This is a genomic window from Enterobacter cloacae complex sp. 309I3, assembly GCF_050031595.1.
In the GTDB taxonomy this organism is placed as follows: Bacteria; Pseudomonadota; Gammaproteobacteria; order Enterobacterales; family Enterobacteriaceae; genus Enterobacter; species Enterobacter cloacae.
Window position 1 is genome coordinate 4128361 of record NZ_JBLGWI010000001.1, and the last position, 23149, is coordinate 4151509.

Genomic DNA, 23149 nt, shown 5'->3' on the forward strand with positions numbered 1-23149 from the left:
AAAGGAGACATCATGTCCTGGCACCCTAACCCCGGCCGTTATGAAAATATGCAGTACCGCTACTGTGGCAAAAGCGGGCTGCGCCTGCCTGCGCTGTCGCTTGGCCTGTGGCATAGCTTCGGCCACGTTCAGCCGCTCGACACCCAGCGTGCGCTACTGCGTAAAGCCTTCGACCTCGGTATCACCCATTTCGATCTTGCCAATAACTACGGCCCGCCTGCGGGGAGCGCGGAAGAGAACTTTGGTCGCCTGCTGCGGGAGGATTTTGCCGCCTGTCGCGACGAGCTGATTATCTCCACCAAAGCGGGTTACGACATGTGGCCGGGACCGTATGGCTCGGGCGGCTCGCGCAAATATCTGCTCGCCAGCCTCGACCAGAGCCTGAAGCGTATGGGTCTGGAATATGTGGATATTTTCTATTCCCATCGCGTGGACGAGAACACGCCGATGGAAGAGACCGCTGCCGCGCTGGCCCATGCGGTGCAGAGCGGTAAAGCGCTGTATGTCGGAATTTCGTCCTATTCAACGGCGCGCACGCAGAAAATGGCTGACCTGCTTCGCGAATGGAAAATCCCACTGCTCATCCATCAGCCGTCGTACAACCTGCTTAACCGCTGGGTGGATAAAACCGGCCTGCTGGAGACGCTAAAGCAAAACGGTACTGGCTGTATTGCGTTTACCCCACTGGCGCAGGGGTTGCTGACCGGAAAATACCTCAACGGTATTCCTGAAGGTTCGCGGATGCAGCGCGAGGGGAATAAAGTGCGCGGGCTGACGCAGAAGATGCTGACCGAAGCCAATCTGAACAGTCTGCGCTTGCTCAATGAGATGGCACAGGCACGTGGTCAGACAATGGCGCAGATGGCGCTAAGCTGGCTGCTGAAAGATGAGCGCGTAACGTCCGTGCTGATTGGTGCGAGCCACCCGGAACAGCTGGAAGAGAACGTTCAGGCGCTGAAAAACCTGCGCTTTAGCGAAGAGGAGCTGATACGCATTGATAAGCATGTTGCGGATGGAGAGTTGAATCTGTGGCAGGCGTCGTCGGATAAATAGTGCGGCCTGTTGCCCTCTCCCACAGGGCGGAGGGTTCCCCAGTAATTTTTAACCATAAGCGATAACACTGCTCTCAGAATGACTGAGAGCATTCAGCGATGCCCTGGTCCGGCTGTAAATCGCTGAGGCGTTTCCTGCAGGCCGGGGCGAGGCGCATGGATGCGCCGAGAGGGCGGCTTTACAGGGACGTTACATCCGCCCGTCCCCGATAAGCCGGAAGGAATAAGCCGAAGACAAAATTGCCGGGAGCAATTTTGGACAGCACTTGCGCTGGCCCCAAAGGGGTGAGCCCCAGGGATGGGGCGAACAATCCGCGAAGCGGCGATTTACCGCCGGGAGCCCGGGTCGCCAGGGCGGCGGCGATTGAGCCACCCTGGCACGTTCACGGGTCATGTTGTTACAGAGTAGCAAGGAACATAAAGTGAACGGAATGACCTCCACAGCCGTATGTTCCCCCTCACCCCCGCCCTCTCCCACAGGGAGAGGGTGGTTAAGAAGGAAATTACTTCTTGCTAATCTTATCCAGATACCCCATCACAAACGCCGAAAGCACAAACGTGAGATGGATAATGACATACCACATCAGTTTGTTGTCCGGGACATTCTTTGCGTCCATGAACACGCGTAACAGGTGAATGGAGGAGATCGCCACAATCGAGGCGGCCACTTTATTCTTCAGCGACGTGGCATCCATTTTGCCCAGCCAGCTCAGCTTTTCTTTACGCGCGTCGATATCAAGCTGGGAGACAAAATTCTCATAGCCAGAGAACATCACCATCACCAGTAAGCCCCCCACCAGCGTCATATCCACCAGTGACAGCAGAACCAGAATCAAATCTGCTTCGGCAATGGAAAAGATGTTCGGCAGAACATGCAAGATTTCCTGGAAGAACTTAATCGTGAGCGCAATCAGCGCCAGCGAAAGGCCAAAATAGACGGGTGCCAGTATCCAGCGCGAGGCGTACATAGCGTTTTCAAAGAAGCGTTCCATAAAGTCCTGTCTGCAAACGAAACCAGCACTCAGTATATCGCAACGGCGCTGACTGTTTGCAACAACTAACCATTACACGTTGTCAGGATCCACCTCAGGGCGCGCATACTCCGGCCAGACCAGCACCACCAGCTCCGGATAGGCTTCCAGGCTGAACTCGCGAAAGCACTGACGCAGGTTTAATACGTCTAAATCGGAATACGAGACCTTCTCACCATTCAGACAGCGCTTTTTGATATTGTCGTAATATTTATAGACCGCTGAATTCAGGTCACTGCAGCGACGCTGCGCTTCAAACAGGCCCGGCGTGTCATTAATTTCCGACATTTTCATCCGCTTTATTGTCGCGTGCAAAAAGTCGATATATTCATGGTTCACCCGCCAGTACCAAACCGGCGTCACCGAGTTCATCAAAACAGAGAAATGGTCTTCACCTTCCTCTTTAGTCATCAGTTCAGGCTGTGGGGTTTCACTGGTGTCTTTCGACTCTTTCGTTTTATTGAACTCCTGCATCAATAAAAGAACACCAGCGGTCAGTAATAGTAATGTAATGACCGTAAAAAAGATGCTGTTCATGGGTTGGCTCCATTTTTTTTGATTTTAAAATTGCCTCATGATATTGTCAACGAATCTCACGCCTTTATCTTCCCCACCTTGTTGAAATTAAAGGAAATTAAAAAATGTTGCCCGACTATCTCGTCCCGGCTAAGTACCACATCACGCCTGTGGAACAGCAACCGACGGAAGCAGAAAAAGAGGCTAATTTCACTCAGGGAAAAAGAAAGCTCGCTGATTTTGAGCCTGACATATTAATTGGTGTCTCCCGTAGCGGCAAATCCCGTAATATGTTGCTGGAAGAGCACGATCGTCATATAAAGGATCGCTTATTTCGCGCCATCAAAATTGAAGCCTTTGTCCACCTGTTGAATGACCTGCAGGCAGAAGGCGAAATAGATGCCCAGAAACTAAGTCAAATAATGGCCGAAAAGACCAAAGAAATAAATGAAGCGGGCAATGAAATTTGGCTTAATCTAATTACGCGAGAAAAAAACAACCCTATTTTTTATAACCTGGGGGAAGATTAATGTGAAAGACGTTAAAGATAACGATGTCTATTTGACTTTAGATGAGAAAAAAAGTGACGAATTTATCTTAAAGCAAAATCTCGAGGCTTTGCGTAACACCAAAAACGCCGAGATGACGCGTATTACCCAGGATCTGGTTTCCATTCCGGCGACGCTGGTGCGCCTGAAATGGCAAAACCGCCGCGAGATTTACCCCTTACAGGTCAAGGAAGAGATTTACGGCGCCGTGATGAATGCCATCATCGAACAACGGCCCGAGCTGAAAGAGAAGCTTCTGGGGCGTCTGGAGGCCAATTATCAGTATCTGCTGGCCAGAGAAACCGCGACCCTGCGCCTGACGCGCAAACTGTCCGACGGCGAGTATCGTACCTCAAACGTCACCAGCGTCGCGCTTGACGAGGACGCGCTGGCAGCCATCTCTCCCGCGTCGACGGATAACAAACACGAATAACCCGACAGGCATAAAAAAAGCCGGCTTTCGCCAGCTTCTTCGTTATTTCGCGGCCGCTTTCTCTTCGCCGACCAGCCCAATCTTCAGATAACCCGCCTGATGCAGCGTATCCATGACCTTCATCATGGTCTCGTAATCAACGGTTTTATCCGCACGGAAGAAGACCGTCGTGTCTTTCTTACCGCCAGTGAGCTGATCCAGCGCCGGGATGACAGAGTCAGCCGTCACCGGGTCGTTGCCGAGGAACATCGATTTATCTGCTTTCACCGACAGATAGATGGGCTTTTCCGGGCGCGGCTGCGGCTGGCTGGACGAGGCCGGCAGGTTTACCTTCACGTCGACCGTCGCCAGCGGCGCAGCAACCATGAAGATAATCAGCAGAACCAGCATAACGTCGATAAACGGCGTCACGTTGATTTCATGCATTTCGCCGTTATCGTCCAGATTTTCATTAAGACGCATTGCCATAATTCATTAACCTACGCGCAGTTTGGACGCCGCGTGCACCGGTTTAGCGGCACTGGCATTCAGATCAAGATCGCGGCTTTGCAGCAGCAGAACCTGCGCGGCGACGTCACCGAGGGTGGCTTTATAGCTGCCAATCATGCGCGCGAAGACGTTATAGATAACCACCGCAGGGATCGCCGCAACCAGACCGATAGCGGTCGCCAGCAGCGCTTCGGCGATACCCGGTGCAACTACCGCCAGGTTCGTCGTTTGGGTTTGCGCAATCCCGATAAAGCTGTTCATGATGCCCCAGACCGTACCGAACAGCCCCACGAACGGCGAGATGGCCCCGATGGTCGCCAGATATCCATTGCCCCGGCCCATATGGCGACCCACGGCGGCGACGCGACGCTCCAGACGGAAGCCGGTACGTTCTTTAATACCTTCGTTATCTTCACTGCCTGCGGAGAGTTCCAGCTCGTTTTGCGCTTCGTTAACTAACAGGGTGGTCAGGCTTTTCGCGTGGAAGGATGAGGTCATATCAGACGCCTGATCCAGAGAGCGGGCTTCAGCCAGCTGCTGTTGCTCACGCTTGAGGCGGCGCTTCTGAGAAATCAGCTCGGCGCTCTTGCCAAAGAAGATAGCCCACGTGATCACGGACGCCAGAATCAGGCCGATCATCACAATCTTAACCACGATGTCAGCATGATGATACATGCCCCAAACGGAGAGATCCGTCTGCATCAAATTATTACCCACTCTGTATCTCCAGGACGCAAATCACAAAATCTGAACGTAATAATATCAAAACATCGTCGAATTGATAGTCGTTCTCATTACTATTTACATAGTGCCGCAATTTTCGCTCATATTCCTTGCGCTTACGCAGTAAAAATTTCTTATGCGGTTTTTTGCTAATATTTTCTGCTTATTCGATAAGCATCCGGGTGCAGATTTTTACATTCGTGGTAGTCTGGACGTCCAGACGTATAAAAATAGGGTTAGCGAACATGACCAAGAAGCATCTTGATACCACGCTGGTACAGGCCGGGCGCAGCAAGAAATATACTCAGGGTTCGGTGAACAGCGTGATCCAACGGGCCTCCTCGCTGGTGTTTGATACCGTAGAGGACAAAAAAATCGCCACGCGTAACCGCGCCAAAGGCGGACTGTTTTACGGACGTCGCGGCACGCTAACCCACTTCTCACTGCAGGAAGCCATGTGCGAGCTGGAAGGCGGCGCAGGCTGCGCGCTGTTTCCGTGCGGTGCGGCGGCAGTCGCCAACACCATTCTGGCGTTCGTGGAACAGGGCGACCATATTCTGATGACCAACACCGCCTATGAACCGAGCCAGGATTTCTGCACCAAAATCCTCTCCCGACTCGGCGTAACCACGGGCTGGTTCGATCCGCTGATTGGCGAAGGCATCGCAGAGCTTATTCAGCCCAACACGCGCATTGTGTTCCTGGAATCTCCGGGTTCGATCACCATGGAAGTACACGACGTGCCGGCCATTGTGAAAGCCGTGCGCAGCAAAGCGCCAGAGGCGATTATCATGATCGACAACACCTGGGCGGCGGGCGTGCTGTTTAAAGCGCTGGAATTCGACATTGATATCTCCATTCAGGCGGCGACCAAATATCTGATTGGCCACTCAGACGGGATGATCGGCACGGCCGTGTCTAACGCCCGCTGCTGGGATCAACTGCGGGAAAATGCCTACCTGATGGGGCAGATGGTCGATGCCGATACCGCCTACATGACCAGCCGAGGCATCCGCACGCTGGGGGTGCGCCTGCGTCAGCATCACGAAAGCAGCCTGAAGATAGCTGAGTGGCTGGCGCAGCACCCGCAGGTTGAGCGCGTCAACCATCCGGCACTGCCGGGCAGTAAAGGGCATGAATTCTGGCAACGAGACTTTACGGGCAGCAGCGGTTTGTTCTCATTCGTTCTAAAAAAACGGCTGAATAATGACGAGCTGGCAAGCTATCTGGATAATTTTACCCTCTTCAGCATGGCCTACTCCTGGGGCGGGTTTGAATCCCTGATCCTGCCAAATCAGCCGGAGCAGATTGCGGCCCTGCGCCCTGGCGGTGAAGTGGACTTCAGCGGCACCCTGATTCGCCTGCATATCGGTTTAGAAAACGCGGACGATTTAATTGCCGATTTAGCAGCAGGGTTTGCGCGTATCGTGTAGAGTGCTGGCAAACATGTACTCCATGGATGCTTTTGTGGACACCGCCACCAGAAAAGTCTGCATTAGTTGCGCCCGCGATCAACCCCATCGGGCAAATAAGGGAGTACAATAGTGCTATATCTGTTGTTCCACAGGAAAGTCCATGGCTGTTATTCAAGATATTATCGCGGCGCTCTGGCAACACGACTTCGCCGCACTGACCGATCCTCACGTTGTAGGTATCGTCTATTTCGTGATGTTCGCGACCCTGTTTCTGGAAAATGGATTACTGCCAGCCTCATTTTTACCCGGTGATAGCCTCCTTTTGCTTGCGGGGGCGTTAATCGGTAAAGGTGTCATGGACTTCGCGCCGACCATGGTGATCCTCACCTCCGCGGCAAGCCTGGGCTGCTGGCTGAGCTATCTGCAGGGCCGCTGGCTCGGCAACACGCGCATCGTGAAGGGCTGGCTGGCGCAGCTACCGCATAAATACCATCAGCGTGCGACCTGCATGTTTGACAGGCATGGCCTGCTGGCCTTGCTGGCCGGGCGTTTTCTGGCCTTTGTTCGCACCCTGCTGCCCACCATGGCAGGCATTTCCGGCCTGTCGAACCGCCGCTTCCAGTTCTTTAACTGGCTGAGCGCGTTGTTATGGGTGGGTGTCGTTACTACCCTCGGCTATGCGCTGAACATGATCCCGTTTGTGAAGCACCATGAAGACCAGGTAATGACCTTCCTGATGGTGCTGCCGATGTTCCTGCTGGTGGCTGGACTGGTGGGAACGATTGCGGTGGTGATTAAGAAGAAGTACTGCAGTGCATAAATAAAAGCCGGGTGGCGCTATCGCTTACCCGGCCTACGTTTGCCGTCAGACTCCCTGCATGGTTCGGATGCGTGACGCATCTTCTCCCGGGGTGACGCCGAAGTAGCGCTTAAACTCCCGACTAAACTGCGACGCACTCTCATACCCGACCCGCATCGCCGCCGCGCTGGCCTTCATGCCGTCGTGGATCATCAGCATCCGCGCCTTATGCAGCCGGTAGGTTTTGAGGTATTGCAGCGGCGAGGTGCTGGTCACCGACTTAAAGTTGTGGTGAAACGCCGAGACGCTCATGTTCGCTTCCGCCGCCAGCTGGTCAACGCTGAGGTTTTCCGTGTACTGGCTTTCGATGCGCTTGAGCACGCGGCTTATCAGGCTGAAGTGGGTCTGCCGACTGACCAGCGCCAGTAGTGCCCCGCCACCCGGCCCCAGCAGCACATGATAGAGAATTTCGCGGATGATTTGCTTACCCAGAATACGCGCATCCAGCGGTCTCTCCATCACGTCCAGCAGACGCTCAATGGCACAGAGGATCTCCTCTGACAGCGTGGCTGAGTTAATGCCGCTCGCCGCCATCGACGGCTGGAAAAGCTCGTCTTCGCCAATGTCCATCAGCAGCTCCTGAAGCTGAAGAATATCGACATTTACGCGGATCCCCGCCAGCGGTACCTCCTCTGTCGCGAAGGTTTCACATTCGAAGGGTAAAGGTACTGTCAGCAGCAGATATTCATTGGTGTCATAACGGAACACGCGTTCATTGATATAACCAATTTTATGGCCGGAAAAGAGAAAAACGATGCCCGGCTGATACATCACCGGCGTCCGCGTTCCCGGCTGCGTCCCGTAGAGCAGGCGAATATCCGGCAGCAGTTCGCCTGGGTTATTTTGCTTATCAATCAGTCTTTTAATCTGCGAAGTGAGCTGAAGACAGATGGCTTCACGGTTCATTTAGCGTTACTCCGGGTACGGTTTGCGACCCTCACAGTCTGCGCATTTTCCTGACGTTTCTCCAGTGCTCTGTAGAAATGGGCAAGACATCGGCAGGAATGTGCATTGAGAGGATATCCCCGGGCAGCCACAATGTGCAGCATCAGGTAGCCATCCGCGCCGCCACGATTTTTCACCCACGATAGGGAACGAGCCATGAATAATTTTAATCTCCATACCCCAACCCGCATTCTGTTTGGTAAAGGCGCTATCGCCGATCTGCGTGCACAGATCCCCGCTGACGCCCGCGTGCTGATCACCTACGGTGGCGGCAGCGTGAAAAAAACCGGCGTGCTGGATCAGGTTTACAGCGCACTGGAAGGTCTGGACGTGCGCGAGTTTGGCGGTATCGAGCCAAACCCTTCTTATGAAACGCTGATGAACGCGGTGAAAATCGCCCGCGAAGAAAACATCACCTTCCTGCTGGCTGTCGGCGGGGGTTCCGTGCTGGACGGCACGAAGTTCATCGCCGCGGCAGCACACTACGCCGACGGTATCGACCCATGGCATATCCTGGAAACCCGCGGCAGCGACATTAAAAGCGCGATCCCGATGGGCTCCGTGCTGACCCTGCCAGCTACCGGTTCTGAATCCAACAAAGGCGCGGTGATCTCCCGTAAAACCACCGGAGACAAACAGGCCTTTATGAACGAGCACGTTCAGCCCGTATTCGCGATCCTCGATCCGGTGTACACCTACACCCTGCCCGCGCGTCAGGTCGCGAACGGCGTGGTCGACGCCTTTGTTCACACCGTTGAGCAGTACGTGACTTATCCGGTGGATGCCAAAATTCAGGATCGTTTTGCGGAAGGCATTCTGCTGACGCTGGTCGAAGAGGGTCCGAAGGCGCTGAAAGAGCCAGAAAACTACGATGTGCGTGCCAACGTGATGTGGGCTGCAACGCAGGCGCTGAACGGCCTGATTGGCGCAGGCGTGCCGCAGGACTGGGCAACCCACATGCTGGGCCATGAACTGACGGCGATGCACGGTCTGGATCACGCCCAGACGCTGGCGGTGGTTCTGCCGGCCCTGTGGAACGAAAAACGTGATACCAAACGTGCCAAACTGCTGCAGTACGCGGAACGCGTCTGGAATATCACCGAAGGTTCTGACGACGCGCGTATCGATGCGGCAATCGAAGCGACCCGCAACTTCTTTGAAGGCCTGGGCGTGCCGACGCGTCTGTCCGGCTATGGTCTGGATGGCAGCTCTATCCCTGCCCTGCTGGCTAAACTTGAAGAACATGGCATGACTCAGCTGGGCGAACACGGCGACATTACGCTGGACGTTAGCCGTCGTATCTACGAGGCGGCGCGCTAAGCGTTTTTGGCATCCTGCCTTTCGTTTTTTGACATTTCGTCCAGACTTAATGCACACCCCATCGCCGGAGTCCCCCTCCGGCGATGCGCACCTGAAGGAGGAAAAATGGCAAACCAAACCGTAATCAAGCTGCAGGACGGCAACGTGATGCCCCAGTTGGGGCTAGGTGTATGGAAAGCCGGTAACGACGAGGTCGTCTCCGCCATTCATAAAGCACTGGAAGTCGGCTATCGGTCCATTGATACCGCCGCCGCCTACAAAAACGAGGACGGCGTGGGGAAAGCACTGGCCAGCGCCGGTATGCCCCGCGACGACCTTTTTATCACCACCAAACTGTGGAACGACGACCAAAAGCGCCCACGCGAAGCCCTGCAGGAGAGCCTGGAGAAACTCCAGCTCGATTTCGTCGATCTGTATCTGATGCACTGGCCGGTTCCGGCTATCGACCATTATGTTGATGCCTGGAAAGGGATGATTGAACTGCAAAAAGAGGGGCTGGTGAAAAGCATCGGCGTCTGTAACTTCCAGGTTCATCACCTGCAGCGTCTGATTGACGAAACGGGCGTTGTACCGGTGATTAATCAGATTGAACTGCACCCGCTGATGCAGCAGCGCCAGCTTCACGCCTGGAACGCTACTCACAAAATCCAGACCGAATCCTGGAGCCCGCTGGCTCAGGGCGGTGAAGGGGTGTTCGACCAGAAAATTATCCGCGATCTGGCGGATAAATATGGCAAAACCCCGGCGCAGATTGTCATTCGCTGGCACCTGGACAACGGCCTGGTGGTGATCCCGAAATCGGTCACGCCATCGCGCATCGCCGAGAACTTCGACGTCTGGGATTTCCGCCTGGATAAAGATGAGCTGGGCGAGATTGCGAAACTGGATCAGGGCAAGCGTTTAGGGCCCGATCCGGATCAGTTTGGCGGGTAGTAAAAAGCCGGGTGGCGGCTGCGCCTTACCCGGCCTACGATCTGAGTTGTAGGCCCGGTAAGCGAAGCGCCACCGGGCAATGAGACTAGCCGCTCTTACGTTTCACATTCTTTTTCGTTCCCGCGCTACCGTTCGAACGCTGATGCACAATCGGCGTATGTTTGGTCAGTGCCGGGCGCGTATGGCGGTTCTGGCGACGCGCTTCGCGCATCTCATCCAGCGTTGGTGCCGGCACCAGACAGTCGCGACGCGAGCCAATCAGATGCTTTTTCCCCATCTCTTCCAGCGCCTGGCGGATCAGCGGCCAGTTAGCCGGATCGTGGTAGCGCAGCAGCGCTTTGTGCAGACGACGCTGTTTATCCCCTTTCGGCACCACCACGTCTTCACTCTTATAACCAATTTTACTCAGCGGGTTTTTGCCGGTGTAGTACATGGTTGTGGAGTTGGCGAGCGGTGACGGATAGAAGTTCTGCACCTGATCCAGACGGAAGCGACGTTGTTTCAGCCACAGCGCCAGGTTCACCATGTCTTCATCGCGCGTACCCGGGTGGGCGGAGATGAAGTACGGGATCAGGTACTGCTCTTTCCCTGCCTGCTTTGAGTAGGTATCGAACAGCTGTTTAAAGCGATCGTAGCTGCCCATCCCCGGCTTCATCATTTTCGACAGCGGGCCTTCTTCGGTGTGCTCCGGCGCAATCTTCAGATAGCCACCGACGTGGTGCGTCGCCAGCTCTTTGATGTAGCGCGGATCTTCCACAGCGATGTCGTAACGTACCCCGGAGGCAATCAGGATTTTCTTGATGCCCTTCAAATCACGCGCGCGGCGATAGAGGTTGATCGTCGGCTCGTGGTTGGTGTCCATATGTTCGCAAATGCTCGGATAGACACAGGAGAGACGGCGGCAGGTTTGCTCCGCGCGCGGCGATTTACAGCGCAGCATGTACATGTTGGCCGTTGGGCCGCCGAGGTCGGAGATCACCCCGGTAAAGCCAGGCACGGTATCGCGAATGGCTTCGATCTCGTTGATAATCGAATCTTCAGAACGGCTCTGAATAATGCGCCCCTCGTGCTCGGTAATGGAGCAGAAGGAACAGCCGCCGAAGCAGCCGCGCATGATGTTGATCGAGAAGCGGATCATCTCATACGCCGGGATACGGGCGTTGCCGTACGCCGGGTGCGGCACGCGTTTGTACGGCAGCGCAAAGACGCTGTCCATCTCTTCGGTGGAGAGCGGGATCGCCGGTGGGTTGATCCAGATAAAACGCTCGCCGTGCTTCTGCATCAACGCACGCGCACAGCCGGGGTTGGTTTCATGGTGCAGAATACGGGACGCATGGGCGTAGAGCACCTTATCGGCTTTCACCTTCTCGTAGGACGGCAGCAGCACATAGGTCTTTTCCCACGGTTTCGGGCGCGGCGGCTGCACGACGATAGCCTTCGCTTCCGCTTTCTTTGGCTCAACCGGTTTGTTATCGGCGCACGGCAGATCTTCGCCATACGGGTGCGGGATAGGATCGATTTTGCCCGGCATATCAATGATGCGGGAATCCACCCCGCGCCAGCCCGGCAGCGCTTCTTTCACCATGATGGCGGTGTTGCGCACGTCGCGGATGCTGCTCACCGGCTCGCCCTGCGACAGACGGTGCGCCACTTCTACCAGTGGACGCTCGCCGTTACCGTAAATCAGCATGTCGGCTTTGGAGTCCACCAGCACCGAGCGGCGCACGGTATCAGACCAGTAATCATAGTGCGCGGTACGACGCAGGCTCGCCTCGATGCCGCCCAGGATCACCGGCACATCTTTCCAGGCTTCTTTACAGCGCTGGGTGTAGACCAGCGTGGCGCGGTCAGGGCGTTTGCCCGCCACGTTATCCGGTGTGTACGCATCGTCATGGCGCAGCTTACGATCGGCGGTATAACGGTTGATCATCGAGTCCATGTTGCCGGCGGTCACGCCGAAGAACAGGTTCGGTTTACCCAGACGCATAAAGTCGTCTTTGCTGTTCCAGTCTGGCTGGGAGATGATCCCCACGCGGAAGCCCTGCGCTTCAAGCATGCGGCCGCAGATGGCCATACCGAAACTCGGGTGGTCAACGTAGGCATCGCCCGTGACCAGAATGATATCGCAGCTATCCCAGCCCAGTTGGTCCATCTCTTCCCGGGACATCGGCAGGAACGGCGCCGGTCCAAAGCAGGCCGCCCAGTACTGGGGCCACGAGAAAAGGTCACGATCCGGCTGGATCAGGGAAATTGCGCTCATAATGCTTCCGAAGAAAAAATAGACAAAAGGAGCCGGATTATACGCTGTTCATCCGCCAGATTTGAAGAAAAGGATGCAAGAGGCAGACAGATATTCACAGAAGTCGTTAAAATACAGCGCCCTGATTATTTTGGCTCATAATATTCACTCTAACTTCCGGTGATTTTCCCCCGGAACAGGTTCTTGCGCGGAGTTCTGTTGTGAAGTTCAACGATTCGTTACATGTCTCCCAGCTGCGGGTTGTGCTTCATCTCTGCGGGTTTCTGGTTCTTCTGTACAGCCTGTCTATGCTGCCGCCGATGGTTATCGCTCTGCTGAATAAAGAGCGAACCTATTTTGCTTTTTTGACCACCTTTTTGACCTTTTTCAGCCTCGGCGGCCTGGCCTGGCGGGCAACCCGTCACGCCGGTATACAGCTACGCACCCGCGACGGATTCGTGATTATCGTCCTGTTCTGGCTGCTGTTCTCATTAATCAGCGCCATGCCGCTCTGGATGGACGATGGCCTGCAACTCTCCTTTGCTGACGCACTTTTTGAAGGCGTTTCCGGGATCACCACCACGGGCGCAACGGTGATCGGCGACGTCAGCGCCCTGCCCAAATCGTACCTCTATTATCGCGCGCAGCTCAATTTCATTGGCGGGCTGGGCGTCATCGTGCTGGCCGTCGCGGTCCTGCCGCTGCTGGGCATCGGTGGCATGAAGCTGTACCAGTCAGAAATGCCCGGCCCATTTAAAGAGGAGCGTCTGACGCCCCGGCTCGCCGATACCGCACGCACCCTGTGGGTCACCTATCTGGCGCTGGGGATAACCTGCACGCTGGCGTACTGGCTGGCGGGGATGCCCTTTTTTGATGCCGTTTGTCACGGGCTCTCCACCGTATCCCTGGGCGGCTTTTCAACCCGCAGCGAGAGCATCGGTTTTTATGACAGCCACGCGATTGAGCTTGTCGCCGGCACCTTTTCGCTGCTTTCGGCGTTTAACTTTACCCTCTGGTATGTCGCCCTTGTCAGACGCACGCTGAAGCCGATTCGCCGCAGCCCGGAGGTGAGATTCTTTCTGGCCGCTGCCGCGGTGCTTATCGCCATTACCGCCTGGCAGGTCTGGCACGCGGGAATGTATAACCCTCTCGACAGCCTGGTGCACGCCTTCTTCCTGGCAAGCTCAATGATGACCGATAACGGCCTTTCAACGGCCGATTACGCCCACTGGCCTGCCCACACCATATTCCTGCTGCTGAGCGCCAGCTTCTTTGGTGGCTGCGTGGGTTCGACCTGCGGTGGGATTAAGGCCCTGCGTTTTCTGATGATGTTCAAGCAGAGTATTCAGGAGATGAATCAGCTGGCGCATCCGCGGGCGCTGCTGACCATCAAGGTTGGCAACAGCGTGGTGAATGAGCGCGTCCTGCGTTCAGTATGGAGCTTCTTCTTTCTCTACGTGATGATCACAGGCTTTTTCGTCTGGGCGCTCAATCTGATGGGCTATGACCTGTTTACATCATTTGCGACGGTGGCTGCCTGTATCAACAATATGGGGCTGGGCTTTGGCGAAACGGCATCAACCTTCGGGACGTTAAAGGAAGAAGCCAAGCTGTTGATGTGCGCGGCGATGATCTTAGGACGTCTGGAAATTTATCCGGTGTTGATCCTGTGCTCGCGCTTTTTCTGGCGGGCATAACGCATTCCCGGCGCACCGGGAATGCTGTGCTTACGGCGCCGGGTTAACCAGCATTTGCCCTACGGAGCCCCTGTCCATCATCTCCAGCGTCTGGCTGTGGAACAGGAACGGGAAGTGCGGCCAGGAAGGCTGGCCGTAGTAGACAAGCAGTTCAACCTGACCATCCACCCAGACGGTGTCTTTCCAGCCCCTGTCTTCCGGGAACGGCATCGCGCCGTTCACGTTGCGGATCAGGAATGACACACCTTCAATATGGAACGACTGCGGCATGTCGGAGCGAACGGTCCAGCGCTCCCAGGTGCCCTGCTGGGCAGTAATGTCGATACGGTTAACGTCCCACAGCGCGCCGTTGATGCCCGGGTCGTCGCCGAGGCTGATATCACGGCTGCGCACTGGCGAACCGCTCATGATCTCCTGCGGCAGCAGGCGCATGGGCAGGCTGTCGGTCACCAGCGGCAGGAGACCGGTTGGGCGCAGGGTCAGCACCAGCGTGGAGACCAGAATGCTCGACGGCTCAAAGAAGCCACGAATGCGATCCACAATGCTCGCCGCTTCGCCGCAGGTCACCGAGACTTCATCGCCGTTGGTCATATCCACGAGAATTTCACGGCGTTCACCCGGGGCAAGCGCCAGCTGTTTTACGGACACCGGCGCCGGTAAAAAGCCCTGGTCGCCGGAGATCACGTGCAGCGGGCGGCCATCGCTCATCTGCAACAGATAGCGGCGCGAGTTAGAGGCGTTCAGCAGACGCAGGCGAACCCAGCCGCGCGAGACTTCGACATACGGACTTTGCGCGCCGTTGACCAGCAGCGTGTCGCCAACAAAGCCACCGCTACCCGGCTCGCTGTATTCCGGTGTGCCAAAGTTATCCAGACGCTTGTCCTGGATAATGACCGGGAAATCATCCACGCCGTAGTGGTTTGGAATGGGCAGAGATTTACTGACCTCGTCTTCTATCAACCACATCCCGGCCAGGCCGTTATAAACCTGCTGGGCAGTGCGGTTAGGGGTATTAGCGTGATACCACAGCGTCGCCGCGCTCTGACGGATCGGCAGTACGGGAGCCCAGTCGGCGTTAGGCGACATCATGCGCGCGGCCCCGCCAATCAACGGGCCGGGAACCTGCAATCCGCTGATGGTCATCGCCACATTTTCAGGCGTGCGGTTGCTGTAGATGAGCTTTACGTCATCGCCATTCCACACGCGGATGGTCGGCCCAAGGTAGCGCCCGTTAATGCCCCAGACCGGCGCGCGGGTTCCCTGGGTAAACGACCAGTGGCTTCGCTGTAGCGTCAGGAATAGCGGCTGCCCGCGACGGGATTCAATCAACGGCGGAATGGGCAGCGGCTGTTGCTGCCCGGCGGCGCTGGCTGTCAGCGGCATCGCACCCGCACAAAGGGCGATCCCTGAAGCCTGAATAAACTGACGCCGACTGAGTGACATATAAGCTCCATCTGAAACGACTAACAACGCGGGAATTCGTTTTCCCTTTTAACGCCGGATTAGATCTTCCCGGCGGCTTCTCTCTCTGCGACTTCTTTGTCGAGCTGAGCAATATGCTGAACCATCAGTTCACGGCAGTGCGCTGCCAGCTCGCGGACCTGATCTTTACCGTATTTGCTGGTATCGACCGGCGGCAGCATCTCGACAATCACCAGCCCGTTATTCAGGCGGTTAAGATTAATCTTATTCGATGTATTGGAAACACACACGGGAATAATTGGAACGCCCGCCGCAATTGCGGCATGAAACGCCCCGGTTTTAAACGGCAGCAGACCGCGGCCGCGGCTGCGCGTGCCTTCCGGGAACATCCAGATAGAAATGCGGCGCTTTTTGAAGTGGTTCACCACTTCCGCAATGGTACCGTGCGCTTTTGCGCGGTTATTACGGTCAATCAGCAGGTTACCCGTCAGCCAGTAGAGCTGGCCGAAAAAGGGGATCCACAGCAGGCTCTTCTTACCCACCGTCACGGTCGGCGGCAGCACGATGTTAGAGGCGGTCACCATATCGTAGTTATTTTGATGGTTTGCGATATAGATGGCGTTACCGAAATTCTCCGCCCCTTCCGGCAGACGCTTTTCAACCTTCAGGCCAAACAGCGGCGCAAGACGACCAAACATGTGGCCGAAGGTGGCGACATGCTTCGGGTTACGCGGGCTGAACAGGCAATAGATGCAGCCGAAAACACAGACCAGAATGCAGTAGATAACGGTAAGAATAAGACGAACAATGTATAGCATAGCGACCTCTGAAGCCCTGACAGCTGACAATTATACTTCACCTGTGGCCAGGTAAGGACTTTATTACGAGCGCGTATTGTTAATCGCAACGCACGAATTAACAACGGTTTTACGGGAAATTTTATTGGATATCCCCCTCCGGAACAGAGGGGGATCGAAACGCGTTACTCTTCGCTGTCGCCCGCGTTGCTGCGTGCAGGAGAATCGATCTCCACGCGGTCGATACGCTGCAGGCCGCGCATCAGCGAACCGCGGCGTCCGCGCTCGCCCACCACCTTCTGCAACTCTTCCGGACGCAGCTTGATTTTACGCTTGCCGACATGAATGGTCAGCGTGCTCTGCGGCGGCAGAATGAAGAGATGCGCCAGGCCATCTTCACCTTTCGCGGCTTCCGCCGACGGGATGTTGATGATCTTATTGCCCTTCCCTTTTGACAACTCCGGCAGGTCGCTGACCGGGAACATCAGCATGCGCCCGGCAGACGTGATGGCCAGCAGCATGTCGCTCTCGTTCTCAACCACCAGCGGCGGCATAACGTGTGCGTTATCCGGCAGGCTGATCATGGCTTTACCGGCACGGTTACGTGACACGAGATCGTTAAAGGTACAGATAAAGCCGTAACCCGCATCAGAGGCCAACAGCAGTTTCTGGTCGTCGGCTTCCATCAGCATGTGGTCAACCGTCGCCCCCGGCGGCAGCGTCAGCTTGCCGGTCAGCGGTTCGCCCTGACCGCGCGCGGAAGGCAGCGTGATCGGATCGATGGCGTAACTGCGGCCCGTGGAGTCAATAAACGCCACCGGCTGGTTGCTCTTGCCTTTCACGGCCGCCTTGAAGCTGTCGCCCGCTTTGTAGCTCAGCCCCGGCGCGTCGATATCATGGCCTTTGGCGCTACGCACCCAGCCGCTCTGGGACAGGACGATGGTGACCGGCTCTGAAGGCTGCATGTCATGCTCGTTCATCGCCTTCGCTTCTTCGCGCTCATGCAGCGGAGAACGGCGGTCGTCGCCGAAGGCATCGGCATCGGCCTGCAACTCTTTCTTCAGCAGGGTGTTCATTTTGCGTTCGGACGCGAGGATCGCCTGCAGCTGATCGCGCTCTTTTTCCAGCTCGTTCTGCTCACCGCGGATCTTCATCTCTTCCAGCTTAGCGAGATGGCGCAGCTTCAGTTCGAGGATCGCTTCAGCCTGGGTTTCACTGATACCAAAGCGCGACATTAACGCGGGCTTCGGCTCGTCCTCGGTACGGATGATCTCAATGACTTCATCGATATTGAGGAACGCCACCAGCAAACCTTCGAGGATATGCAGGCGCTTAAGCACTTTCTCCAGACGGTGGTTCAGACGACGGCGCACCGTATCGCGACGGAAGGTCAGCCATTCGGAGAGGATCTCCAGCAGGTTTTTCACCGCCGGGCGTCCGTCCAGACCGATCATGTTCAGGTTGATGCGGTAGCTTTTTTCCAGGTCGGTGGTGGCGAACAGGTGGTTCATCACCTGCTCCATGTCCACGCGGTTAGAGCGCGGCACGATCACCAGACGGGTTGGGTTTTCGTGGTCGGATTCATCGCGCAGGTCGTCCACCATCGGCAGCTTTTTATTGCGCATCTGGGAGGCGATCTGCTCCAGCACCTTGGCACCAGAGACCTGATGCGGCAGCGCGGTGATCACCACGGCGCCGTCCTCTTTGGTCCACACCGCGCGCATGCGCACGGAGCCACGGCCGTTCTGGTAGATTTTGCGGATTTCCGCACGCGAGGTGATGATCTCAGCTTCGGTCGGGAAGTCCGGCCCCTGAACGATATCCAGCAGCTCGTCCAGCGAGGTTTTCGGCTGTTCAATCAGGGTGATGGCGGCTTTCGCCACTTCACGCAGGTTGTGTGGCGGGATGTCCGTCGCCATACCGACCGCGATACCGGTGGTGCCGTTCAGCAGGATATTCGGCAGACGCGCAGGCAGCATTTTCGGCTCCTGCAGCGTGCCGTCGAAGTTTGGCACCCAGTCCACCGTCCCCTGGCCGAGTTCGCCCAGCAGCACTTCGGCATATTTAGACAGGCGGGATTCGGTATAACGCATCGCCGCGAAGGATTTCGGATCGTCCGGTGCCCCCCAGTTCCCCTGACCGTCCACCAGCGGGTAACGATAAGAGAACGGCTGGGCCATCAGCACCATCGCTTCATAGCAGGCGCTGTCGCCGTGCGGATGGTATTTACCCAGTACGTCACCGACGGTACGGGCGGATTTCTTGAACTTGGCGGTGGCGTTCAGCCCCAGCTCGGACATCGCATAGACGATGCGACGCTGAACGGGCTTCAGGCCATCCCCGATAAACGGCAATGCCCTGTCCATGATGACGTACATGGAGTAGTTCAGGTAGGCGTTTTCCGTGAATTCATGTAGCGCGAGGCGCTCTGCCATATCGCTCATTACGTGTGATTCCTCAACTCAGAAACCGATGGGTTTCAGGCAATATTGCCGCAGATACTACCCTATCTGGCGAGTTGAGTCACAAAGAAAAAGGGCCGGATAAGCGGCCCTTTCTGGGTTATTTCGTCAGCTTGATAACCTGCTTCACGTCGATTTCAAATTCGTTCCAGTCTTTATCGACCTTACCCTGCAGCTCAACTTTATCTTGCGGGGACACGGTCACACCGTTCCAGCGCTTATGATCAATCTCAACCACCACCGTGCCGGTCTCGTCGCGGAAGGTGTAGCGGTCATCGGACAGGCGTTCGGTGATGTTCCCGCGCAGCTTCACCCAGGCGTCGTCCTTCAGGTCTTTGACTTTCGCGGCCGTTGTCAGGTTGGCGTTGTTATCAACAAAACCGCCTGCCTGCGTCTGAGTCTGGGGTTGGGTAGCTGATGGGCCCGTAAAACCGCCCTGAGCAGCGAAGACCGGTGCGGTGGTCATCATCATGATAGCAGCCATTGCAGCGAATTTTTTCATATTCATCTCTCCCTTTAATGTGGTGTCGCAATCCATTAAACAGGGTAATCCTTAACAACTTCTTAAGGGGAAAATTTATATTTTTTTACTGTACAGCAGGCGGATCCAGAGGGTTTACTGACGCCATCAAGGAGGGGATATGCGCATATTACTGGTAGAAGACGACAAGCTGATTGGTGATGGCATCAAAGCGGGCTTAAGCAAAATGGGCTTCAGCGTGGACTGGTTCACCGACGGAAAAACCGGCCAGGCGGCGCTCTGTTCTGCTCCTTACGATGCGGTAGTGCTTGACCTGACGCTACCGGAGATCGACGGTCTGGCGATCCTGCGCGCCTGGCGCGAAAGCGGGCGCAGCGAGCCGGTGCTTATCCTGACCGCGCGGGATGCGCTGAATCAGCGCGTCGAGGGGCTACGCCTGGGAGCCGATGATTATCTCTGCAAACCCTTCGCGCTGATCGAAGTGGCCGCCCGCCTTGAGGCGCTGGTGCGTCGCAGCCACGGTCAGACGCGCAGCGAACTGCGTCACGGCAAAGTGACGCTCGACCCGACAAGCCTCGTCGCCACGCTGGAGGGGGAAACGCTGGCCCTCAAGCCCAAAGAGTTCGCCCTGCTGGAGTTACTGATGCGCAATGCGGGCCGCGTCCTGCCGCGTAAAGCGATCGAAGAGAAGCTCTATACGTGGGACGATGACGTCTCCAGTAACGCCGTGGAAGTTCACGTTCATCATCTGCGGCGTAAGCTGGGCAGCGAATTTATCCGCACGGTTCATGGTATCGGCTATACCCTGGGTGACGCATGAAACTGAGCCTGAAACTCCGTCTGACGCTTCTTTTTCTGCTGCTGTCGCTGACGGCCTGGTTTGCCGCAAGCCTTGTCGCCTGGCAGCAGACGACCCACAAGCTCGATAAGCTGTTTGATACCCAGCAGATGCTGTTTGCTAAACGGCTGCTGACGATGGATCTGGATGAGATCCGCGCTCCGGAGCGGATGCGCGAGATCCCCAAAAAAGTGAAGCACGGTCGCCTGGACGACGATGCTCTGGCCTTCGCCATTTACGCTACCGACGGCACGATGATCCTCAATGACGGGGAAAACGGCCGCGACATCCCGTATCACTATCGCCGCGATGGGTTTGATGACGGCAGGCTCAAAGACGACAACGATGACTGGCGTTTCTTATGGCTGACCTCGCCGGACGGGAAGTACCGCGTGGTGGTCGGTCAGGAGTGGGAATACCGGCAGGAGATGGCGCTTGATGTGGTCAGCTCGCAGCTGACGCCGTGGCTGGTGGCGCTACCGGTGATGCTGCTGTTGCTGATTGTCCTGCTGAGCCGGGAGCTTAAGCCATTGAAAAAACTGGCGCAGACGTTGCGCCTTCGCTCACCGGATGCCACCGACACTCTGCCGACACAGGGCGTGCCATCAGAAGTGCGCCCCCTTCTGGACTCCCTGAACCACCTCTTTACCCGAACCCAGGAGATGATGAGCCGCGAGCGCCGCTTTACCTCCGATGCCGCGCACGAATTACGTAGCCCGCTGGCGGCCCTGAAGGTGCAAACCGACGTGGCGCAACTCTCTCTGGACGACCCGCAGGCGCAGGAAAAAGCGCTCTCGCAGCTCCACGCGGGGATCGACCGGGCATCCCGGCTGGTGGATCAACTCCTCACTCTCTCGCGTCTGGACTCTCTGGAAAATCTCGACGATGTCGAACCGATAAAGATGGCCGATTTACTGCAATCAGCGGTTCTGGACATCTGGCATCCGGCGCAGCAGGCGGGTATCGACGTTCGCCTGAACATCAACGCCCCGCAGGCTGAACGCACGGGTCAACCGCTGCTGTTGAGCCTGCTGGTGCGTAACCTGCTGGATAACGCCGTTCGTTACAGCCCGCGCGGCAGCGTGGTTGACGTTACGCTGGACGCCCGTTGCTTCTCCGTACGCGACAACGGACCAGGGATCGCCCCCGAGGCGTTGGCCCGTATTGGCGAGCGTTTTTATCGTCCACCCGGCCAGGATGCCACGGGCAGCGGGCTGGGGTTATCGATTGTAAAACGCATTGCTGCCCTGCACGGTATGCGCGTTTCACTGGATAATGCTGCGGAAGGCGGCGTTGATGTGAAGGTGTGCTGGTAAGGGATTATTGCATTTAACGCAAAAGACTTTGCACATTTTGCTCATTTTACCGTATCGCCCTCGCGCGTAGAATACTCGCCATACTCTCATCGACGAGGACAAATAATGAGCAATATTCTGATTATCAACGGTGCGAAAGAATTCGCCCACTCTAAAGGCCAGTTGAATGACACCCTGACCGAGGTCGCGGACGGCTTCCTGCGCGACGCCGGGCATGATGTTAAGGTTGTGCGCGCAGACAGCCATTACGACGTGAAAGCCGAAGTGCAGAACTTCCTGTGGGCTGACGTGGTTATCTGGCAGATGCCGGGCTGGTGGATGGGCGCACCGTGGACCGTGAAAAAATACATGGATGACGTGTTCACTGAGGGCCACGGTTCACTGTATGCCAGCGACGGCCGTACCCGTTCCGACGCGTCTAAAAAATATGGTTCAGGCGGCCTGATTCAGGGTAAGAAATATATGCTCTCCCTGACCTGGAACGCCCCGCTGGACGCGTTCACCGATAAAGATCAGTTCTTTGAAGGCGTAGGGGTAGACGGCGCATACCTGCCGTTCCACAAGGCTAACCAGTTCCTCGGCATGGACCCGCTGCCGACCTTTATCGTCAACGACGTGATTAAAATGCCTGACGTCCCGCGCTATATCGCAGAATATCGCAAGCATCTGGCTGAAATTTTTGCTTAACTGGTAACCTGGAATTAGAAGGAGTTAATTATGCTTACCGTTATTGCTGAAATCCGTACCCGTCCTGGCCAACATCACCGCCAGGCGGTGCTGGATCAGTTCGCGAAAATTATCCCAACCGTACTGCAAGAAGAAGGCTGCCACGGCTATGCGCCGATGGTTGACGCCGCAACCAACGCCAGCTTCCAGGCCACCGCGCCGGACTCCATCATCATGGTTGAGCAGTGGGAAACCGTGGCGCATCTCGAAGCGCACCTGCAGACCGCACACATGAAAGCGTGGAGCGATGCGGTAAAAGGTGACGTGCTGGAAACCCACATCCGTATTCTGGAGCAAGGGGTGTAAGTTTCCCCTCACCCCGCCCTCTCCCACGGGAGAGGGAGAACACATCCGGCCCGGTAAGCGCTAGCGCACCGGGCTTTTTTTATCATCTTAAAACTCAACTGCTATGCTTATTCTGACTTCATGATTAACAGGAGGAAGGAATGGGACTTTTTAACTTCGTAAAAGAAGCAGGCGAAAAGCTGTGGGACAACCTGACCGATCATAAAGGCCAGAGCGACAAAATCACCGAGCATCTCAAGAAACTCAACATTCCCGGCGCGGATAAAGTGCAGGTCAACGTTACCGACGGTAAAGCCAGCGTAACGGGCGATGGGCTGACCCAAGAGCAGAAAGAAAAAATCCAGGTCGCCGTCGGCAATATTGCGGGCGTCAGCGAGGTGGAAAACAACATCACCGCCACTGATGCCAAAGATGAAGCCACCTACTATACGGTGAAATCAGGCGACACCCTCAGCGCCATCGCCAAAACCGTGTACGGGGATGCCAACCAGTACAACAAGATTTTTGAGGCGAACCGCCCGATGCTCTCCAGCCCGGACAAGATTTATCCCGGCCAGACGCTGCGTATTCCTAAGGCGTAACCCACACGTCGGGGGCGTGC

General features: G+C 56.2%; 23 protein-coding genes. 13 read left to right on the forward strand and 10 right to left on the reverse strand.

Annotated elements, in window-relative coordinates; genetic code table 11:
- Positions 1-12 precede the first annotated feature (12 nt).
- The gene (locus ACQG22_RS19740) at positions 13-1053 is read left to right on the forward strand and encodes an aldo/keto reductase (protein WP_102751591.1); all 1041 of its coding nucleotides are present in this window, start codon (positions 13-15) and stop codon (positions 1051-1053) included.
- A gap of 502 nt (positions 1054-1555) precedes the next feature.
- On the opposite strand, the gene ACQG22_RS19745 is transcribed toward ACQG22_RS19740, so the two are convergent.
- Positions 1556-2044 (reverse strand): TIGR00645 family protein, encoded by a 489-nt coding sequence (locus tag ACQG22_RS19745; protein WP_013098707.1) that lies wholly within the window; start codon positions 2042-2044, stop codon positions 1556-1558.
- Between the two features lie 72 nt (positions 2045-2116).
- The gene (locus ACQG22_RS19750; protein WP_013098708.1) at positions 2117-2620 is read right to left on the reverse strand and encodes an ESA_00282 family adhesion-associated protein; all 504 of its coding nucleotides are present in this window, start codon (positions 2618-2620) and stop codon (positions 2117-2119) included.
- A 104-nt stretch (positions 2621-2724) separates the two neighbouring features.
- Here ACQG22_RS19750 and ACQG22_RS19755 point away from each other — a divergent pair, with 104 nt between their 5' ends.
- The gene (locus ACQG22_RS19755; protein WP_013098709.1) at positions 2725-3129 is read left to right on the forward strand and encodes a hypothetical protein; all 405 of its coding nucleotides are present in this window, start codon (positions 2725-2727) and stop codon (positions 3127-3129) included.
- Between the two features lies 1 nt (position 3130).
- On the forward strand, positions 3131-3580 hold the full coding sequence (locus tag ACQG22_RS19760; RefSeq protein ID WP_369706538.1) for a cytoplasmic protein: 450 nt from the start codon (positions 3131-3133) through the stop codon (positions 3578-3580).
- A gap of 42 nt (positions 3581-3622) precedes the next feature.
- Here the strand turns inward: ACQG22_RS19760 and exbD are convergent, their stop codons facing one another.
- Together exbD and exbB are read right to left on the reverse strand one after the other, a co-directional pair.
- On the reverse strand, positions 3623-4048 hold the full coding sequence (gene exbD, locus ACQG22_RS19765) for a TonB system transport protein ExbD (RefSeq protein WP_014833267.1): 426 nt from the start codon (positions 4046-4048) through the stop codon (positions 3623-3625).
- 6 nt (positions 4049-4054) lie between these two features.
- Entirely contained in the window at positions 4055-4786 is a 732-nt protein-coding gene (gene exbB, locus ACQG22_RS19770) for a tol-pal system-associated acyl-CoA thioesterase (RefSeq protein WP_013098712.1), read from the reverse strand.
- A 251-nt stretch (positions 4787-5037) separates the two neighbouring features.
- On the opposite strand from exbB, the gene metC reads away from it, so the two are divergent.
- Positions 5038-6225 (forward strand): cystathionine beta-lyase, encoded by a 1188-nt coding sequence (metC, locus tag ACQG22_RS19775; protein WP_013098713.1) that lies wholly within the window; start codon positions 5038-5040, stop codon positions 6223-6225.
- 142 nt (positions 6226-6367) lie between these two features.
- Positions 6368-7027, forward strand: a complete 660-nt coding sequence (yghB, locus tag ACQG22_RS19780) for a DedA family general envelope maintenance protein YghB (protein WP_191979648.1) — start codon at positions 6368-6370, stop codon at positions 7025-7027.
- A 45-nt stretch (positions 7028-7072) separates the two neighbouring features.
- Here the strand turns inward: yghB and ACQG22_RS19785 are convergent, their stop codons facing one another.
- Complete coding sequence (locus ACQG22_RS19785; RefSeq protein ID WP_023619917.1) at positions 7073-7972, reverse strand: AraC family transcriptional regulator; 900 nt, start codon at positions 7970-7972, stop codon at positions 7073-7075.
- Positions 7973-8167: 195 nt separating this feature from the next.
- Here ACQG22_RS19785 and yqhD point away from each other — a divergent pair, with 195 nt between their 5' ends.
- Both yqhD and dkgA read left to right on the forward strand, forming a co-directional pair.
- Positions 8168-9331: an alcohol dehydrogenase gene (gene yqhD, locus ACQG22_RS19790; RefSeq protein ID WP_013098716.1), complete on the forward strand. Its 1164-nt coding sequence runs from the start codon at positions 8168-8170 to the stop codon at positions 9329-9331.
- A gap of 105 nt (positions 9332-9436) precedes the next feature.
- Positions 9437-10264, forward strand: coding sequence for a 2,5-didehydrogluconate reductase DkgA (gene dkgA, locus ACQG22_RS19795; RefSeq protein ID WP_023619916.1), 828 nt, complete (start codon positions 9437-9439; stop codon positions 10262-10264).
- 85 nt (positions 10265-10349) lie between these two features.
- On the opposite strand, the gene ACQG22_RS19800 is transcribed toward dkgA, so the two are convergent.
- The gene (locus tag ACQG22_RS19800) at positions 10350-12524 is read right to left on the reverse strand and encodes a YgiQ family radical SAM protein (RefSeq protein ID WP_038420579.1); all 2175 of its coding nucleotides are present in this window, start codon (positions 12522-12524) and stop codon (positions 10350-10352) included.
- Between the two features lie 200 nt (positions 12525-12724).
- Here ACQG22_RS19800 and ACQG22_RS19805 point away from each other — a divergent pair, with 200 nt between their 5' ends.
- Positions 12725-14200, forward strand: coding sequence for a TrkH family potassium uptake protein (locus ACQG22_RS19805; protein ID WP_013098720.1), 1476 nt, complete (start codon positions 12725-12727; stop codon positions 14198-14200).
- Between the two features lie 30 nt (positions 14201-14230).
- On the opposite strand, the gene ftsP is transcribed toward ACQG22_RS19805, so the two are convergent.
- The 4 genes from ftsP to ACQG22_RS19825 form a co-directional block, all read right to left on the reverse strand.
- Complete coding sequence (gene ftsP / locus ACQG22_RS19810; RefSeq protein ID WP_013098721.1) at positions 14231-15643, reverse strand: cell division protein FtsP; 1413 nt, start codon at positions 15641-15643, stop codon at positions 14231-14233.
- 59 nt (positions 15644-15702) lie between these two features.
- On the reverse strand, positions 15703-16440 hold the full coding sequence (plsC, locus tag ACQG22_RS19815) for a 1-acylglycerol-3-phosphate O-acyltransferase (RefSeq protein ID WP_013098722.1): 738 nt from the start codon (positions 16438-16440) through the stop codon (positions 15703-15705).
- A gap of 164 nt (positions 16441-16604) precedes the next feature.
- Positions 16605-18863 (reverse strand): DNA topoisomerase IV subunit A, encoded by a 2259-nt coding sequence (gene parC, locus ACQG22_RS19820; protein WP_038983486.1) that lies wholly within the window; start codon positions 18861-18863, stop codon positions 16605-16607.
- Between the two features lie 118 nt (positions 18864-18981).
- Positions 18982-19383 (reverse strand): YgiW/YdeI family stress tolerance OB fold protein, encoded by a 402-nt coding sequence (locus tag ACQG22_RS19825; RefSeq protein WP_020689494.1) that lies wholly within the window; start codon positions 19381-19383, stop codon positions 18982-18984.
- Positions 19384-19522: 139 nt separating this feature from the next.
- Here ACQG22_RS19825 and qseB point away from each other — a divergent pair, with 139 nt between their 5' ends.
- The 5 genes from qseB to lysM all read left to right on the forward strand — a co-directional run bounded on the left by qseB (position 19523) and on the right by lysM (position 23129).
- Positions 19523-20182 (forward strand): quorum sensing response regulator transcription factor QseB, encoded by a 660-nt coding sequence (gene qseB / locus ACQG22_RS19830; protein WP_020689493.1) that lies wholly within the window; start codon positions 19523-19525, stop codon positions 20180-20182.
- The gene (gene qseC, locus ACQG22_RS19835) at positions 20179-21516 is read left to right on the forward strand and encodes a quorum sensing histidine kinase QseC (protein ID WP_061771813.1); all 1338 of its coding nucleotides are present in this window, start codon (positions 20179-20181) and stop codon (positions 21514-21516) included. The genes qseB and qseC overlap by 4 nt, the downstream gene beginning before the upstream one ends.
- Positions 21517-21621: 105 nt before the next feature.
- The gene (locus ACQG22_RS19840) at positions 21622-22203 is read left to right on the forward strand and encodes an NAD(P)H-dependent oxidoreductase (protein ID WP_013098727.1); all 582 of its coding nucleotides are present in this window, start codon (positions 21622-21624) and stop codon (positions 22201-22203) included.
- 30 nt (positions 22204-22233) lie between these two features.
- Positions 22234-22548, forward strand: coding sequence for a putative quinol monooxygenase (locus tag ACQG22_RS19845; protein WP_013098728.1), 315 nt, complete (start codon positions 22234-22236; stop codon positions 22546-22548).
- Positions 22549-22688: 140 nt separating this feature from the next.
- Positions 22689-23129, forward strand: coding sequence for a peptidoglycan-binding protein LysM (gene lysM, locus ACQG22_RS19850; protein WP_369706537.1), 441 nt, complete (start codon positions 22689-22691; stop codon positions 23127-23129).
- Positions 23130-23149 lie beyond the last annotated feature (20 nt).

What these genes read in the sequence shown, in the direction of transcription:
- ACQG22_RS19740 (WP_102751591.1), top strand. Translation starts at nt 13, where the DNA reads ATGTCCTGGCACCCTAACCCCGGCCGTTATGAAAATATGCAGTACCGC.
- ACQG22_RS19745 (WP_013098707.1), bottom strand. Translation starts at nt 2,044, where the DNA reads ATGGAACGCTTCTTTGAAAACGCTATGTACGCCTCGCGCTGGATACTG.
- ACQG22_RS19750 (WP_013098708.1), bottom strand. Translation starts at nt 2,620, where the DNA reads ATGAACAGCATCTTTTTTACGGTCATTACATTACTATTACTGACCGCT.
- ACQG22_RS19755 (WP_013098709.1), top strand. Translation starts at nt 2,725, where the DNA reads ATGTTGCCCGACTATCTCGTCCCGGCTAAGTACCACATCACGCCTGTG.
- exbD (WP_014833267.1), bottom strand. Translation starts at nt 4,048, where the DNA reads ATGGCAATGCGTCTTAATGAAAATCTGGACGATAACGGCGAAATGCAT.
- metC (WP_013098713.1), top strand. Translation starts at nt 5,038, where the DNA reads ATGACCAAGAAGCATCTTGATACCACGCTGGTACAGGCCGGGCGCAGC.
- yghB (WP_191979648.1), top strand. Translation starts at nt 6,368, where the DNA reads ATGGCTGTTATTCAAGATATTATCGCGGCGCTCTGGCAACACGACTTC.
- ACQG22_RS19785 (WP_023619917.1), bottom strand. Translation starts at nt 7,972, where the DNA reads ATGAACCGTGAAGCCATCTGTCTTCAGCTCACTTCGCAGATTAAAAGA.
- yqhD (WP_013098716.1), top strand. Translation starts at nt 8,168, where the DNA reads ATGAATAATTTTAATCTCCATACCCCAACCCGCATTCTGTTTGGTAAA.
- dkgA (WP_023619916.1), top strand. Translation starts at nt 9,437, where the DNA reads ATGGCAAACCAAACCGTAATCAAGCTGCAGGACGGCAACGTGATGCCC.
- ACQG22_RS19800 (WP_038420579.1), bottom strand. Translation starts at nt 12,524, where the DNA reads ATGAGCGCAATTTCCCTGATCCAGCCGGATCGTGACCTTTTCTCGTGG.
- ftsP (WP_013098721.1), bottom strand. Translation starts at nt 15,643, where the DNA reads ATGTCACTCAGTCGGCGTCAGTTTATTCAGGCTTCAGGGATCGCCCTT.
- plsC (WP_013098722.1), bottom strand. Translation starts at nt 16,440, where the DNA reads ATGCTATACATTGTTCGTCTTATTCTTACCGTTATCTACTGCATTCTG.
- parC (WP_038983486.1), bottom strand. Translation starts at nt 18,863, where the DNA reads ATGAGCGATATGGCAGAGCGCCTCGCGCTACATGAATTCACGGAAAAC.
- ACQG22_RS19825 (WP_020689494.1), bottom strand. Translation starts at nt 19,383, where the DNA reads ATGAAAAAATTCGCTGCAATGGCTGCTATCATGATGATGACCACCGCA.
- qseB (WP_020689493.1), top strand. Translation starts at nt 19,523, where the DNA reads ATGCGCATATTACTGGTAGAAGACGACAAGCTGATTGGTGATGGCATC.
- qseC (WP_061771813.1), top strand. Translation starts at nt 20,179, where the DNA reads ATGAAACTGAGCCTGAAACTCCGTCTGACGCTTCTTTTTCTGCTGCTG.
- ACQG22_RS19840 (WP_013098727.1), top strand. Translation starts at nt 21,622, where the DNA reads ATGAGCAATATTCTGATTATCAACGGTGCGAAAGAATTCGCCCACTCT.
- ACQG22_RS19845 (WP_013098728.1), top strand. Translation starts at nt 22,234, where the DNA reads ATGCTTACCGTTATTGCTGAAATCCGTACCCGTCCTGGCCAACATCAC.
- lysM (WP_369706537.1), top strand. Translation starts at nt 22,689, where the DNA reads ATGGGACTTTTTAACTTCGTAAAAGAAGCAGGCGAAAAGCTGTGGGAC.